Source organism: Gracilibacillus alcaliphilus (assembly GCF_016909015.1).
Classification (GTDB): Bacteria; Bacillota; Bacilli; order Bacillales; family Amphibacillaceae; genus Gracilibacillus; species Gracilibacillus alcaliphilus.
Genome location: NZ_JAFBFA010000001.1, coordinates 253,049 through 267,937, shown reverse-complemented (window position 1 = coordinate 267,937; position 14,889 = coordinate 253,049). Strand labels below are relative to the sequence as shown.

The following is a 14,889-nucleotide window of genomic DNA, read 5'->3' as shown; positions in this document are numbered from 1 at the left end:
TTACTCCTTTTGTTTTTGATAAATTTTCTCGAATATTTTGTGTCTGCTTATGAAACGATCTGCCACCTCATGACGGCCTTCTTTTATTAATTTATTTAGTTGTTGCTGATATTGTCCTCTAGTATGATAAGGACCTCCTTCTTGGATTACACTCCACATAGGGTCTATTGGAGAATCCGATGTTGCCATTTGTTCTGTAACCCATTCATCTAACAGCTGTAACCCTTTTGCCACAACTTCTGGCTTTTGGTCGACTAAATTAACCGTTTCATGCGGATCCTCTTCCACATTGAATAACATCAATGCAGGAAAATCCTTTAATCCATCATGATAGGTACGAATCAAAATCCATTGGTCAAATCGCACACTCCGTTGACAGCTCCATGCGGCTTGACTAACAACCAAATAAGGACGATCAGCTGATTCTCCTTTCGTAATAGCTGGCAAAAAGCTTTTTCCGTCTCTGTATTCCCTAGGTTCCAATCCGACTAACTCTGTTAAAGTTGGCCCTAAGTCAATTTGATAATGAAAACCTTCGTCTACATGTCCTTGTTGAAAGGAAGGTCCGCTTATAATGCAAGGAATACGACTGGTAATGTGATCGGCTGTCTGGTGATCACCATAAACATTTAATTCCCCTTGATTTTCTCCATGATCTGCTGAAATAATGATGATTGTTTCATCTAAAATTCCCATTTCGTCCAGGGTATCTAACAAGAATCCGATATGATCATCCACATATTTAATAGCCGTATCATATCCGTCAATCCAGCGTTTAAAATCTTCCGTATCATGTATTTCACTAGGCAGGTTTGGCCATTGATCTCCTTTAGGTAATTCCCTCGCACTCATTGGTCCAAAGCTGTTCCGCTGTGCTTGTATTATTTCTTCTGTCAGCCAATCTGCTGCTGGTTCATCTTGAAATGGATTACCGTACGCTTCTGGTGTTCGGTATGGTGTATGCGGATCCCAAAAATTAAGATACAAAAACCAATCCTCTTTTTCTGTTCCTGTACTGCGAAGCCATTTGATTGCTTGTTCTGATACATCTCCCGCTGTTTCACCAGCATGTTTACCAGTATCATGCATTTCCAGAAAGCCTTCTAACACATTCCATTTAGCATGACGACCAGGAAAAGGGCTGATCATTGCCGTATGGTGACCCTTAAACCGTAAATCTTCTACCCAGGATTGATAGATAGTGTGATGATGATTAAATGGTCGATCGCTACCTATTGGCCGTGCATCTGCATTTAATCCCCCGTGGTTAACAGATCCTGAATGAATACCAAATCTTGAACTGAATAAAGCATTTCGCGATGGCGCACATGGAGCGTCAGAAGCATAATAATTGGTGAATCTTACTCCTTTTTCAGCAATACGATCGATATTTGGTGACGTATTCCGATGATACCCATATACTCCTAAGTGATCTGGTCGTAAAGAATCGATATCAATATATAAGATTTTCATTCTCCCTCACCTTTCTTTGGATAAATATGTTATATCTTAATGGTCGGCAAACCGGACAATCAGGCAATCATCTAACTTAGCATGTTGCTTTGAGATAAGTTGGTACGTATTGCCTTTTGTATCTATATCGAATGCCTCACTGGGCAGAATATGGCGATCCGTCTCTAACACTATTATGTCTTGTGGCTGTGTTAAACGAAACGTCATATGTTGTTCACTTCTGTCTATTATTTCGGCCGTTGCATATTTAACTTTGATCTCCCCATAATCTATATTAATCGGGAACATCATTCCCTCTCTCGCCGTTATATGCAATCGGCGTCCATCAAATAATTTTTCTCCGTCGTAATAAATATGAGTTTCTTTCTCAAAGCCATCTAAATTTAGCAAATGAATAAAAGTCTCGTTCGTTTCAGTTGTCGTCGATGTCATAAAAATACCATGTGTTTTGCAATCATGTGTCAGTCTCGCTTTTGATCCTAAACGTCCTAAAGCCTGTGTAAATAAGGCAATGTCACATACGTAGGGTGTACCGATAACAATCGCCTTTCCATTACCTGCCTGACACTCAAATCCACAAATATCATCCTTCCCATACACACGTAAAAGTGGCTCTACTTGATGAGTGAAGTCAAATACTTGTGCCTTATGCACCCGAATTTCTGCTCGATCCCGCGCCCAGCCTGCTGCATAGACGGATAAGGCATAATCTTGTGAAGCGTAATGGATTGTTTTAGGCCTTGCACCGAGTGTATTCGCTAACAACTCACAGCTGTTTCCTTCCATATCATAGCTAGGAACTTCCCCATACAATAATATCGATCCGCCTTGTTCTAAGAAAGCAACCAATTTTTCTTGAATAGATCTAGCCATATAACGAGCAGATGGTAAGGCCAGTACTTTTGTTGTCTTTGTATCTATTGGGTTATTTTGAATATCTGCTGCACCAAAACGATAACCACCCAGCAACATAGCCCTTGCCATGTTCTCCCAGACAGCATGACTTCGATTTTCTGTTATATTTTGCTGAATTTGCTTTGTCCGCTCACTAGCAGGATAGCAAGATTCTGTCATATAGTAATCCGGAATAAAGGCGAAGCTGACATCATCTTTTTGCTCTTTCATCACAGCTAGCTTATCGGCGACTGCCCTGATCGTTTGAATCGACCGCGCCATTCTTGGAAACGTATAATTCAGCTCCCCTTCCGGGCTAATTGGAGCAGCAAAGCCGTGACGCTCCCCTGTATGAGCAATTCGATCATTTCCATCGTTGCTTTTTTGTGACAAACGGTAATTTCTCCCGCCTGCCATCAAATAATAATTAACCAGCCGAGCACCTTGGGCGATGCACATGCGTGCTTTGAAGTCAGCGGCTGATGGATCCTTTCTTCCACTGTAGTTATTGCCAAAATTGCCATCTCCACAATTAAATTCTACAGATGTCAATGGCTGCTCAGGCCGATGTACCGCATCCATCATTCCATTTATAAGATACAAATCTTGAAAACAATCCATATTCAAATCACCAAAATAAATATCAGAGCCCGATAAATAGCCTTCTGCTTGTGTATAGCTTTCATATAATTGACTAATACCGATTGGAAAAGTGAAACCTCTGCCAGCACCCATACCATGGATATTAACAATAAACGGGATATCTTTTACGTGATTGGCCTCCGCGAACCCTCTTAATCTAGCAACATAGGTCGCAAACCGGTGTCTCATATAATATCCTAAATCGAGATGCAGGCTGGCTGCATATGTCTCTTCTGGTGAGCGAATCGTTTGAAAAACATTTGATAGTTCACCTTGAAGAAATGGATAACGAGCGACAAGTTCTGACTCTTGATAATGATCATAAAGCCATTGGACAAACTCTGTCAGACTGTGGTCGGTTAAGTCCGGACAATTACTAACCCAAGACAGCATACCAATTTCATTATCAAGCTGCACGGCAATAATGTTTCCACCATTTGGCTGCAGCCGTGGAGCAGCAATTGCCATCACTTCTGCATACCATTGTTCCACATGTTTCAGGAAAGCTGGAGCCGTATAATCTAACGTTTTTGCCTTCGTCTTCTCTCCGTCCCATGTAATCGGAAGAAGCTCCGGATATTTGTTGATCAGCCAACCTGGGATTCCTTCATTTTTCATTTCGGCCATAATAAAAGGGCCTGGCCGCAAGAAAAAATATAGATCGTTTGCTGCGCATAGATCAATAAAGCCGGGTAAATCTAGTTCTGATCGAGTGACTCCTGTCAAATCTACCTGCCCTTCGATTTCTTCATGACAAATCCAAGGAACATAGCTTGCCACCGCATTACAACCTGCTTGTTTCAGCTTATCTATTCGATCCTGCCAATCCGATCGATCCAAGCGAAAATAATGAATTTCGCCGCACATAATAATTTCTGGTTTTCCATCGATTAAGATTTGTTTTTCTTTCACTTCTATCATGGTTGTACACCTTCTCTCTTTGCTTGATTATCTTATTTACTGCTGTTCGCCCAGCCTGTTTAGTCTGTCTTTTTCAACCCAATCCTTTCGATCCCCTGTTGTACATAGTCGTTTTGCATAAAATATTTCCAAACAAATTCGCTGCGGTAATTTTCAATCATTAATAGTGTAATACCCTTATTAATACCAATTACATCATCGGCAAACCATGCTGGTGAAACATCTAGGTTATAAGCATCAACAAACCCATATTCTCCTGATAATTCAGGAATAGTCGCATAATGTTCCAAAGCTTCCAATGCCGCTTCCGGGGTGAAGACGATCGAACCTGCCGCACCAGCAGGAGGAATCGTACCATCCGTGAAATGTGCCTGATCATTTGCTCCTGATGGGCTAGATCCATATTCTCCTTTGTAGCCATCTGGACCGTCACTAGCAGTTAATCCCCATGAACCTGAACCAAATGTTTGATATTGATCAGCATAATAGATGGAGAAAGCCTGACTTGCCTCTGAAGCCTTGATTGAGTTAGCAAACCAGTCTACTCCTTCACGATCTCGATAGCCTCTGAAATCGATCCATGCATGTGAGAATTGATGGGTAAAAATCGACCCAAACCAGGAATAAATAAAAGGGTCACCATCTCGAAAAGCACGTTCTTCCCTAGTGAAATCATAGAACATATCTGGCTTAGTTGGGTAGGTAGGTGAACCTGCTCCTAGAACATACATTAGCAACTGTTCTGCATAAAAATCCCAAGCACCAGAAAAGCCACTCTCCGGTGAATAAGACATATAGAATTGATTAGTAGCTGAATTACGATACCAATCCCAGTTTACGCGCCGATACAATTCTTCTGCCTTTTGCTGAATGTCACCACCAAAATACTCCCCAGCTGTTAATGCCCCGCTCACCAACAAAGCGGTATCAATAATAGATACTTCACTGCCAGGTGCACGACTGGCATCGCTCATTTCTAAAAAGTGATAAAACACACCATTTTCATGTGCTGCACGTGTCAGCAAGGTATCTAATGTACCAGCAAGTCTTTGTTCTGCTGCTGCTTCTGTGATCCAGCCTCGTTCTGTCGCAATTGCTATTGCTGTCAAGCCAAATCCTATCGAGGCCGTACTCGATAATTCAGGATTGCCTGGTGCCCGATCCCTGATTAGGCCGAAACCAGGGCTATCCGGATCATCATTTACCTCTTCCCAGAAGAAGGAAAAACTCAACTCACTTTCCTTTTCAGCTATATCTGGTAAATCCCGCTCTGTCAGGCTTTGTTTTATTTGATAAAGACTGATGGAGACACCCGCAAATAACAAACCAATAATGACAAATATAGGTATAACATTGATTTGTTTAAAAAATCCCTTATCATTCATTATAGAAACACTTCAATACAATTATTTTCCTTTGTTAAAAACTCCTTCAGAAGCTGGTTCGGTAAGACGAAGCCTCCCTCTCGATAACGGTTGGCTGTTCTGGTAAACTCGGTAAATGGCTGATTATTGATCATTATTTTCTGCTCTCCTTTTCCAATATGATAAACAAAAGCGATTCTCTTTCCGTCCCATTTATATTGAAAAACAAGGCCATCCAATCGTTCCTCTAATACAGGATCAATAACCAAGTCATTGCGTTCAGTTCTAATGCCCAGCGCATGAGAAATGAGTTGATTCATATAGATGCCGGGACCGCTCGAGTAAATTCTCCATCCACCTTTAACAGGTACTGTCCCTTCTCTTAACCGGTCAAACTGCTCCTGTGCCTGATAGCGATCATTAAATTTACCGTCAGAACTGCTAAAATAGGCATTGCTCTGCCTTCGTTCTGCATTAGCAACATAAGACTGAATTTGGATCGGGTTAATCACCTGTAATCCTTGCCATACTTCCGCTTCCTTCCCTAACTTTGCCATAGCCTCTACATAGCGGATATGGGCATGCACATACTGTAACCCAATCTCACGGCCAAAATTAGCTGCTTGCTCGGCCCGTTTAAATTGCTTGCTTATTCCTCCTTTATATGAAGCAGGTCGATTCATCAGACGTACACCATCAGGATGTGACAAGTGCTGCTTAATTATTTGGTAATGGAAGTTTGCCTCCTCGAGGCTAAAAAGCTCGCTAATGATACTGCGCTGCATTGGCAGTAACCGATAGTCAATTCCCGTCTTTTGATCAGTTGGGTGTAACATATATTCTGCTTGGCCAGCTTGTTCCATATAAATAAAACCAGGAATAACAGCATCTGACATAATATATTTTCGATAATCCTTTTCTACACCATTGGCCAGCTGTTGGATTTGTTTTGCTTTGTCTTTATCTGTTACTGCTAAGATAACAGCAAGTCTATCCAAGGTCTGGTAAGTTAAAGCAACCGTCCAGCTGCTGGACATAAATTTCTTCAAATTGGCATTAGCCGGCTGCAGCGTATCATCCCAATCACCATCGCCATAGCTGGATAAATAACTTTGATGAAGAAAATGCTGCTTTATATAGGCCATTTGTTTCTCTATATGTTCCCATAAAGTGACATGCTCTTCGGTTAACGAAAATTCTTGTTCACGTACAGTATAAGGTATCTGTTCTTCCAAGATGGAGAAGTCTTCAGTAATAAACAAATAATCAGCGACTACTTTTAATGGCCATATAATAATATCTCCATGACTTTCCTCTGCTTGAATCGAGAAATATTGATCAAACATAAACCACTGCGGCCAATTACCATCTTCCAAAAACTGATGCTGGTACACTGTTTTGATGATATCTTTAACTGTCGTGTATTGTTGCGTAGCCAGGAAATACTCTGTCGGGCCTTGACAAACATCTCTTGTTCCCCATGCGGCACCACTGTACTGTTCCAAGCCATGAGGAGAAGAGAAATGAACTAGCATATTATGTGTATACCACCAAGCGATGGCATTCATTTTCTGAAGCTCTTCTGTCGGACCTTGATCAGTCGTTACATAAAAATGGTTCATTACCTCCTGATAATACTTGCGATAATTCTCTGTTTCTGTCTGCCAATCTGCAGCTTGTAATGCCTGTTCCTCTCCGTCTAGAGAGCCTTGTATCGTTAATTTCCATTGAGACGTTTCGGTTAATTGATGAATGTTGATATACTCATTTTCGCCTGATTCATCGTCTACAAACAGGCTCTGATCTGCCAGCTGATAATCGGCCCCTACTAGCTGCAAACGATAAGTCAGCTGTGGATAGACATCTGCATTTTGTGCCAATCTATCTGCGGTAACCGTTAATTGACGGCCATTATGGATGGTATGGTAAGGTACTTCATACTCATTTCCATGCATGACAAACTGGTGTGTGATTAAATAACGGTAACTGGACTGGCTGACAGTTTCTGCTGTTAAGGTAATCTCTGCCTGTTCCACAGAGGAATAGTTCGTAATAATAAACATGTCATCCGCTGTTTTGTAATACCAGCGTGCATAGTTGATTCCCATCTCAAATGCGGAAGGTAAGGTTAATAATCGATATTCGCCATTGATTTCGACATAAATCCGCTGACCGGAAGTCTTTTGTATATTAAGAGCGTTTCGAGTGTTAGACAGTAATTTATTAAAACTGGTATTACCAATTACCAACTGTGCATTAAATACGCCATACATCCAGGAAGTAGTGCTCATCGTATCTTTTTTTAATTGATGATTATTACCGGACATCAAAATATGCCCATGCGGCCGCTCTATCAATAATTCCTTTTCTTTTAAAACGACATGTTCATACGTATCTGTAAAAAAGGACAATAATTCACCTTTGTCTCGCTCCTCTTGATGACGTTTTGGGAAGCGCTGACGTACCTCATCTTCTGTTAGACTTATTGTTTCAAGCGGCTGCCCAATATTTGGCTGTTTACTTATTTTTTTCATCTGATATGGAACATCTATCGGCTGATGCTTCACTTGCTGCCAAGCAGCCTGTAGACGGCCATGAAACTCGACTTCTGTGACTGCCGCTTCGTGATTCTCTTCAAATAGTCCATAAAAAACAGATTGTGCTTGCCCGTCTAATTGGATCTTTTCTGTTTGCAGTGCTGCATAAGCAAATTCATATTGGTATACTTGATTTGCTAAAGCTGGCTGCTCAAGAATAATCGGCTGATTAGACGCTTTATACTCTTTGCCAAAAAACTGAAACCCATCTGTAGAATAACCAACAGCTTTTGTAAGTGCTCCTTGCTGCAAATAAGGAAAACCTGAGGCTTGCGGCTGATTTTGCCGTGTGCAAATCACGTAACCATATTGCTCGTCTTCGATTACACAATGATCCAAATATTGTGATACGTATGCTTCATTATTACGGATAGCCGATTTATCTGCTAAACCAATATCTTGACCATAGATCACATCTACTATTTGATGATTACCTTCAAGCTGCACATCCCAGAACCAAACCTTTTTATCTGTTAGTATAAAGGTCACCTGATAAGAAATGTCTTGTACGGTTCCTGTCCATCGCATAGCATGTGAACCATACTGAATCGTATGGTTTGGCTCTATACCTAATAAGGGGAAGGCGTCTATTTTATCCTGATGATGAATGCGCAAATAGAGATTATTTAGCGATCCATCAATTGGGTTGGTGAGCAATTGGTTTAACATCAGATGACCTGCTCCAATTTCATAAAGATCCCCGCTATTCAAAAACGAAAACGATAGTTCTTCTGTTCCCAGTTTCACTAGGTCTGTTTTTTCCTTTATCATGTTAACCCTCCTGAGATATTTTATGTTTTGAAACGTTTCAAAACATTCATAAAGGAATAGCATGTAATAGACTATTCCTTATTATTTTTTATTCACCAGTAATTCCTGATCGATCGACCCCTTCGACAAACCACTTCTGTGTAAATAGGTAGACCACAAGCAGCGGCAGGATAGACAGCATCGTCCCTGCTAAACTAATGCCTTCATTAATATTTTGTGCAGCAGTCTCCGTGCTGCTCATTTCGCTAAATGTCTCGCTGAATTTCTGTAGCTCTACAGGTAATGTAGTTAAACTGTTACCAAAATATAAGCTGGCCAAGGTTGTTTCATTCCAATACCAGACAAATGAAAACAGAAAAGAAATAATAATCGCCGGAACTGCCATAGGAATAGCAATTGTCAGGAACACTCGAAAATTACCAGCACCATCTAAATATGCTGCTTCTTCTAATGCCTGTGGCATCATACGAAAGAACTGATAAAAAATCAGAATAAAAATCGTACTATTTAAACCCTGTCCTGCTGCTGCCGGCAATAAAAAGGCAAAAATACTGCCGATTAAATCTAACTCATTAAAGAAAACATACCTTGGTATCATCAAAACTTGGGGTGGAATGATAAATGTAATTAATACCAGCACAAACAGGATCTTTTTCAATGGGAATTGATATCGCGCAAAGCCATAACCAATAATCGCGGCAATAACGGTTTGGGCAACTGCCGGAATTACGGTCACATATAAGGTTTGCAATAATGTCGTCCAAAAGTTTAATACTTGAAAGGCAGTTACATAATTGTCTAAATATAAGGCCGTCGGTATCCAGCTGATTAACGGATTTAATAAATTTTCCAATGATTTTAGACTATAGGATCCCATATAAATAAGCGGATATAAATAGACAAACCCAATACCGATTAACAGCAAATAGACAAATAGTTTCAGCAGAAAGCCTTGATTCCCTTGCACACCGAACAAAAAGCTTTTTGCTTTCATCCATATTCCCACATTGATGAACTTCCTGCCTGTATGTTCGTGCTTGACCTTTACCATCTACACCCCTCCTCTAGCGGCTGTTTTTCTTCCTTGTATCATCATCAAGCCTGCACCAATTAACAGTACCAAGGTGATAACGACGAAGTAAATCCATGATAATGCCGAGGCATAACCAAAGCCTGTAGACACTTCAAACATATGGTTTTGAATATGTTCCACCACAGGATTCAAAGCAAAGATTGAATACGTAACAATTGTATAAATCAAATTGACAACGATCATGGGAACTAAAGCCGGCAAGGTAACCTTCCAGAAACATTCCCAATTGGACGCACCATCAATTTTAGCTGCTTCATATACTTGCTGATCCATTTTTTGCAGCCCTGCCAGGAAAATAAGGATCTGCACACCTGAGTACCATAAGATAATGACTAAATTATCCATCAAATAGGTCAGGACACTCTGAAGCCCTCCTTCTGTGTTTGTAATTACCGCAGAAAAGAGTGCATACTCTTCAATAGCAGGGATCGATGTTACTCCTTGATCCATCAAATCCATAATGACCGGCCCGCTTGCAATGATAACTGGCAGAAAGAACACCATCCGAAAAATGGTACGTAAGCGAATCGGCTGATTGAGCAGCAAAGCAATAATTAAAGCAAAGACAATGATAATCGGTGTAGAAATCACTAATTCACGTAAGAATTTCAGCAATACTTGCATAAATTCCAAGTCTGTTCGAAAAGCGTAGATATAATTCTCCCATTTCACATTAGTGGTCACAATTCCACTAGGCGTAATTTTTACTTGTTGAAAGCTTAAAAACAATGAATAAACAAATGGGATCAGCGTAAAGAGAAGAAAACCAATGATCCAAGGGAAAATAAATGAATAGCCAATGATACTCCGCTTTCTTTTTAATGAAAGCTGCTTCATGAAGCATTCCCCCCATCCACTGCCTGATAGCTTTTCTCAGCTATAGAGACACCATTCATTGTTTTAGGATGATTGGTGTAATTAACAATTATAGAAACGCCATTCGTATACTGTACTTCCACTAGTCCCACCTCATGAACAATATGTGCTCTAATCGCTTCACCTTTAACCTTATCCAGTGTTTGTTTAATGGCCTGATATTGGTCAACAATTTTGCCTTCCCAATCAGAGAATTCGGATGTATACAGGTCGCTTGATGGCGTCTGCATCAATTCATGTGAAGGCTGTGATGTTAAATAGAAAGATGGATAAGCACCATATTCAATCATTCTTAACAGCTCATCTTCCGGGTTGTAATGAAAGTTGGAAAATGGCGCGTAATACGGTACATCGCCCTTTAATACGATTTGTAAAAATGGCACTGTATCTGTCACGAATTGATAATTGGAAGAGTACATCGGAATATCGAGATACCGATCCATAACCGGAAACAGGTAATCATTTGGCTGATAAAGTGACAATGATTCGATCGAGTCTGTAAGTTGTGACAGCATATCTTGATAGACTGTGACTGCTTCCTGACGCAGCATACTTGCGTTAAAATCAGAAAACAATATATTTCCTGTTGTATCTATTGCCACATGATTTATCTGATGAGCTTGGTACTCGGAAATATCTGCCTCTAACAGCCGTGCCGATGTAACAGGGCTTACATAATAATAATCCATCTGTACATTGCCAAAGATAGGTTCCCGGTTCATCTTCCGCCCGATATCGGTTCTTCCCGAGAAATTACCTGCCCCTTCAAATGCTTTTGTATAATCCGTATAATAATAGAATGGTATATCACGTTCTTCGAATAACTGATTCACATCTTGGAAATCATCGCTGCTTCCCAATTTACTTTCTAATGGAAATTTCTTAGGCAATGTTCCGGTCAAGCCACCTTCTGACCAACCGCGGTAAACCAAATGTATATCTGTTACATCCTTTGCTTCTAATTGATCGACAAACTGCGGCAATTCTGTTATTTCTGTCATCGTTAACACTGAATCCCAGATTAACCCGCTTTTTACTTCTCCTCCTAAGAACTCCAAACGTAAATCGGCAGGGTCATTTACCGTCGGTAACAACTGACGATCCTTCAAATACGTTTTATAGTATTGAGCCATACCAGTGTAGTTGGCCTCCTCATTGCTTAAGAAGGTGATTTTTTCTTTCACATCAAACTCATTCATTTCTTGTTGATAGACATTATAGCCATTCATACTCTGACTTGTAGGCTGGTAATATTGATAACGGTAGTTATACTCCGCCGTAATCCAATGAAAGTCTGTGGAGATACCAGAAGGATAGGCTACTATATCAGCAAAACTTTGTCCAGATTCTATGATAGAGATATAGGCGTCTTGATTAGCAGCTTGTGTCACGCCATATACGGGCAAGCTAACTTTCTGCGGTTCTCTTGTGCGACTTTCTTCTTGACTGGTAGGTGTCCTTGTGAAGCCTAGATCCCTTCCATATATCGGTGCTCGATAAGGCGAAGCAGACGCCAATTGCTCCTCAGAGAAACGCATTAAAGCCCCGCTTCCATCTGGAATAAATAAATAGCCTGCGTCATTGTCTGTTCCTTCTTCTGCTCCCAGGAACGGATACAGACGTAATGTAGCTAAACGATTTTCACCTTCGACAATGCCTTCCTGCGGTACACTAATTTCCAGCGAATCATCTACTAAGCGAACTTCTAATCTCAGAGAAATATCAGCTTCCTCCAATCGAATCTCCGCATCAAAACCATCATCTAAAGGATTCACTACGACTTCGGATTCATTGGTGAGGATACTCTCTGCTGCATCGCCCCCACCTTCATCAATATAATTTATCGTTACGGCAGAATGAGCCATATTTGTCCATGTTTCATTTAAGTTGTATTCCTTTGTTCTATCTAACCCGCTGTTCCAAATATATCCCGTCTCTTTATTTTCTATTTGTAATGCCAAAGAGGATTCTTCTACATACAACGCTAATTGTTCATTTTCGGCAATCAGCTCAAACGAATCTAGTATACTTGTTTTCACACGGTTGTGCTCGGTTTGAACTGGCTGTGTGTACTGATTAGATTGGTATCGCAACATATCTTCGGAACGTTTCTCTTCTATGTCTTCCACTTCTGACATTGCATCACTACTATCAGATAAACTGTTGGCCACTATTTGAATGGGGAAGAGAAGCAGCAATAGCAGACACAAGCCCTTCCATTTTTTAAACACGTAGAATCACCTCCTGGATGATAGAACGAACAAAGTCATATAATTGGTCAAACAAAACGTAGAGTACAAAGAAAACCAATACCATCATAAACATGCCAAATAGGGTAAGAAATAAATTGCGCACCGTACCCCAAAATGTGTAATCATGAATTTCTTTAATGGTGATAAACAATAAGACACCACACCACATCACCATGACTTCAAAGGATAGCGTATACACAAATGCCTCATTATACGTCAAAATATTGGACAACAGTGTGATTGGCAGGACAAATAACAAAAACGGTGCCAATGCATAAATCGTGCCATTATACACATCTCTAAATCTGCCTTCACCATCTGTAATCGTACTTACTAAATAATTAACAATGATAAACAATAGAAGCGGCAGAACTAATTTGCCTACTTCAAAGAAGATATTAATCTCTTCTAAGATTTGATAGGAGAACAGAAAACCGGTCCAATAGATCATGAATACATATTCTATAATTAAGACAACATACAGAATAGTCGACGAGACAATGGATATTCTTTCATATTCCTTTAAGTAATATAGGCTGTCTAAAGGATGTTTAATGAAATTCTTTACATAAACCACTTCATTCAGCAATGTCCAATTTTGTCCTTTTGCCCGCAGATCCCGTAATGGTTGTAAAATACTCCGTTTCTTGTCTAGCCGCTTGATGACAAAGCGAATGGTAACAAGTGCAATTAATACCAGAAATACGGTAGCCAGATTGTCCTCCATCCATTGATAGCGAACCTCCCAGAATGCCGTAGAATAACCTTCTTTATCATTAGCTAGACTAAATTCAGTTAATGCCTGATCAAATAACTGTTGTTTATACAAAGCTTCTCCCTTTGCAGAATGTGCCAGCCAAAATGAGGAATTCAATGTGAGTATTTCATCCCAATATGCCTCACTCTCCACATAGTAACCTTCTTCAAACAAAGCTAAGCCTTGGTGCAGGATGGATGTAAATTCTGTGGGCTCAAAAACTTGAATAACACCTAGTTCTAAGTCTGTCACATATATTCTCCCTGCACTGTCAACATCCAAGCTGGTGGGCTGAACCATTAATCCCAGGCGATTCGTTTCCTCGGTACTTCCTCCGAATGAAAAAAGAAAATTTCCTGAGCTGTCATACTCATAAATGACACCATCAGTCCCGATTGCATAAATATTACCAATTTTCCCATTTGCAACATCTACCAAATTTGTTTCTTCACTAATTTCAGACGGTAAAATATTATCCCCTGCAATATTTAGTTTTCGAATTGCTTCCCAAGTTGTTCCAGAGGTAACCGTGTAAGTGAGCCCTTGGTCATCAATAGATAAATTCTGTGCCGCCGGAGGCTCTCTCAAAAACAAATTAGCACGCTGTCGTTGTGCTGTAATAAAATTCTGCAGTGCAACGCCGAATGCTGGTTCTAATGTATTAGAGCCATAATAACCTAAGAAAGTCCCGTCCTGACTTAATTGAATGATTCCATTTGTTGCACTTTCACCGACAATATAAATGTTTCCCCGTTGATCAATAGCCACCTTCTGAGGTTTATAGGGCGCACTTTGTCCAAATAATGGTGAATCAGGACGTTGATATTCTTCTAATAATGCTCCATCTTCACGAAATTTAAAAACGGTTTCTTTTCCGTAATCAGCAACATAGATATTGGCCTCTTCGTCCATCGCCACACCCATCGGCTGCTGCAGTATATCCACACCATACTCTTGTAGTAGTTCCCCTGATCCGTTAAATTTCTTAACGGTTTGTGTACCGGAGTCTGCAATGATGACCTCATCCTTGCCATTAATGAAGATATCTTCAGGATTTATTATCTCTGTTCCTTTGGCAAATAAACCTATTGGTACATATGCCGTTTGTGTCTCTATGATATTTCCATCGGCTGTGAATGTTTCTGTTTTATAAGGAACAGAAACGGACGCAGAGGAATATGCGGGAAACATGAACAGGAACCAAACAAAAGTAAACAGAATTGCTACATACTTTTTCATTCCCCTTCCT

General features: G+C 40.3%; 8 protein-coding genes. All 8 read right to left on the bottom strand.

Features of this window, described 5'->3' with window-relative positions:
- Positions 1 to 1,473: a sulfatase family protein gene (locus JOD18_RS01395; RefSeq protein ID WP_204667085.1), complete on the bottom strand. Its 1,473-nt coding sequence runs from the start codon at positions 1,471 to 1,473 to the stop codon at positions 1 to 3.
- A 36-nt stretch (positions 1,474 to 1,509) separates the two neighbouring features.
- Positions 1,510 to 3,930 carry a beta-galactosidase gene (locus JOD18_RS01390; protein ID WP_204667084.1) on the bottom strand — a complete coding sequence of 807 codons (2,421 nt, stop codon included), beginning with the start codon at positions 3,928 to 3,930 and terminating at the stop codon, positions 1,510 to 1,512.
- 59 nt (positions 3,931 to 3,989) lie between these two features.
- Entirely contained in the window at positions 3,990 to 5,315 is a 1,326-nt protein-coding gene (locus tag JOD18_RS01385; protein ID WP_204667083.1) for a glucoamylase family protein, read from the bottom strand.
- Complete coding sequence (locus JOD18_RS01380) at positions 5,315 to 8,662, bottom strand: cellobiose phosphorylase (protein ID WP_204667082.1); 3,348 nt, start codon at positions 8,660 to 8,662, stop codon at positions 5,315 to 5,317. Before JOD18_RS01380 ends, JOD18_RS01385 begins: the two co-directional genes overlap by 1 nt.
- An 88-nt stretch (positions 8,663 to 8,750) precedes the next feature.
- Positions 8,751 to 9,713, bottom strand: a complete 963-nt coding sequence (locus JOD18_RS01375; protein WP_239587840.1) for a carbohydrate ABC transporter permease — start codon at positions 9,711 to 9,713, stop codon at positions 8,751 to 8,753.
- Positions 9,714 to 10,592, bottom strand: coding sequence for a carbohydrate ABC transporter permease (locus tag JOD18_RS01370; RefSeq protein ID WP_204667081.1), 879 nt, complete (start codon positions 10,590 to 10,592; stop codon positions 9,714 to 9,716).
- Positions 10,589 to 12,862, bottom strand: coding sequence for a DUF5696 domain-containing protein (locus JOD18_RS01365; RefSeq protein ID WP_204667080.1), 2,274 nt, complete (start codon positions 12,860 to 12,862; stop codon positions 10,589 to 10,591). The genes JOD18_RS01370 and JOD18_RS01365 overlap by 4 nt, the downstream gene beginning before the upstream one ends.
- Complete coding sequence (locus tag JOD18_RS01360) at positions 12,855 to 14,879, bottom strand: NHL repeat-containing protein (protein WP_204667079.1); 2,025 nt, start codon at positions 14,877 to 14,879, stop codon at positions 12,855 to 12,857. Before JOD18_RS01360 ends, JOD18_RS01365 begins: the two co-directional genes overlap by 8 nt.
- Between the last annotated feature and the right edge of the window lie 10 nt (positions 14,880 to 14,889).

Excerpts from the sequence above, each read along its gene's own strand:
- JOD18_RS01375 (WP_239587840.1), bottom strand. The coding sequence starts at position 9,713 with ATGGTAAAGGTCAAGCACGAACATACAGGCAGGAAGTTCATCAATGTG.
- JOD18_RS01370 (WP_204667081.1), bottom strand. The coding sequence starts at position 10,592 with ATGAAGCAGCTTTCATTAAAAAGAAAGCGGAGTATCATTGGCTATTCA.
- JOD18_RS01380 (WP_204667082.1), bottom strand. The coding sequence starts at position 8,662 with ATGATAAAGGAAAAAACAGACCTAGTGAAACTGGGAACAGAAGAACTA.
- JOD18_RS01385 (WP_204667083.1), bottom strand. The coding sequence starts at position 5,315 with ATGAATGATAAGGGATTTTTTAAACAAATCAATGTTATACCTATATTT.
- JOD18_RS01360 (WP_204667079.1), bottom strand. The coding sequence starts at position 14,879 with ATGAAAAAGTATGTAGCAATTCTGTTTACTTTTGTTTGGTTCCTGTTC.
- JOD18_RS01395 (WP_204667085.1), bottom strand. The coding sequence starts at position 1,473 with ATGAAAATCTTATATATTGATATCGATTCTTTACGACCAGATCACTTA.
- JOD18_RS01390 (WP_204667084.1), bottom strand. The coding sequence starts at position 3,930 with ATGATAGAAGTGAAAGAAAAACAAATCTTAATCGATGGAAAACCAGAA.